This window comes from Candidatus Burkholderia verschuerenii (assembly GCF_001189365.1).
Classification (GTDB): domain Bacteria; phylum Pseudomonadota; class Gammaproteobacteria; order Burkholderiales; family Burkholderiaceae; genus Caballeronia; species Caballeronia verschuerenii.
Genome location: NZ_LFJJ01000353.1, coordinates 1 through 1717 on the forward strand (window position 1 = coordinate 1; position 1717 = coordinate 1717).

Consider the following 1717-nt stretch of genomic DNA (forward strand, 5'->3'; position numbering starts at 1 on the left):
GTGCTTTTATGTAGGTTTTTGGTTCTGTCATATGTTGAAGGACACTTTTAAATTCCATGTGTTTTAGTTTTCGGTGATTTTGTTCTAGTTCTATGTCACTTTAGGTTTAATATATTTTTGTGTTTCTTTTAGACAGTGTGCCTTGTCTTATGTTTAAAGTTGTGGCTGTAACCCTGTGAGTTCATATATGCTGACTATTGGCTGGGCAATATTTATGGCTGAATTTTAAATTGAACATGTGCCGAGATATTTTGCCAACTGTACTTTGTTCTATAAACTGATTGGATATTTTTTCAGGTACATTATGGCTCGTGCACGAAAGAGGCGACAGACAGATCCCTCGACCAGTCAACAGGAGGAGCTACTCGTAGGAGTACGAGAAGCCATGGCCGATTACAAAAAGAAAACGATGGTGGAGGAGAGAGGACTCAAGATCGAACCCCCCCTGCACGCATACATAGAGAGATACAGCTGGCAGGCATTCGCCGGCCGTGATAGGCTCCGCCCAGGCGATCATAACCTCATTTATGAGGTCTATGCGCGCCTACAGGTTGAGAAGGAGAGGGAGATGACTATCGATGGACACACGGTAGATTTCTCCGCGAGGGCAATCAATGCCTTCTTCGACCTGCCCAATTTTGGAGTTAACTACGATCAACGGCAGGTTGATGAGCGGGACATCTACCGTGAGCTGACGGGGCAGGAGCAGAGACAGGCAGACTGGAGACACATTCGCAAGTCCGAGCTGCGAGCGAAGGCCAGACTGATCAACCATTTTGTCAGGAGCCGTCTGATGCCCACTTCATCGAATCCGGAGGTGCTGAAGATGCGAGCTCACCTGATATATGCTATCAGCACCGGAGTCGCAGTCAATGTGGGCCGAGTCATCAGCGATCAGATGGTGGTGGCGACAAAGACGTCGAAGTCCAACTTATCTCTTGGCTTCCCGAACCTTATCACGGCCATGTGCGTCAAGGCAGGGATCCGACCCAGAGGAGATCCAGCCACGTTCATTCAGCTGATGTCGGATCTCCGATTCGAGGCCATCAAGGATAGGCAGCCTGACCCACTGCAGCATGAGTCGCCACCGCCATCACCTCCGCCACATCATCAGACACTCCCACCTCCATCACCGCCGCCGTCTCCGCCACATGAGCAGCAGCAGCACGACTCAGAGCAGCCTGAGCCCGAGACTGTGAGAGAGCAGCGATATCTACAGCTCCGCGAGGACATCGACACCCTCCGGACACATGTCGACGACGGCTTCCTCCAGATCCGGTCCGAGCTCCAGTCGCATCAGCAGCAGATGGAGCACTTCATGCAGACCATCTTGAGTCGACTGCCACCACAGCAGCCACCCCAGTAGTCAGCCGCAGAGACATTCAGGGAGGCCACTGTCTTGTTTTGCGTGCCAAGTGCACGATTTTGTAGTTTACTTGTTTTATGATTTTTAGTTAACTTTACTTTCGTTATGACCTAATCTTTAGTTTGTTTATAATTTAGTTTATTTTCTAATGTTTGTTTGTGGTATATTTTGGTAGTTATTTACGTTAAAGTCCAAATAATTAAGTCACCACTACCATTAATCCTTCAACTGGAAATTAAAATAGAGACCTTGAAAAATGCACTTACATGTAAATTTCACATTTTTGCTATATCATAATATACTAAGCCTTCACTCATCCCAAGGGTAGATACATGTTTAAAAGCATTAGGG

At 47.4% G+C, this 1717-nt stretch carries 1 protein-coding gene; it reads left to right on the forward strand.

The genetic code is table 11. From position 1 onward, the window contains the following. Positions 1-385 precede the first annotated feature (385 nt). Positions 386-1366 carry a hypothetical protein gene (locus BVER_RS28775; RefSeq protein ID WP_157056295.1) on the forward strand — a complete coding sequence of 327 codons (981 nt, stop codon included), beginning with the start codon at positions 386-388 and terminating at the stop codon, positions 1364-1366. Positions 1367-1717 lie beyond the last annotated feature (351 nt).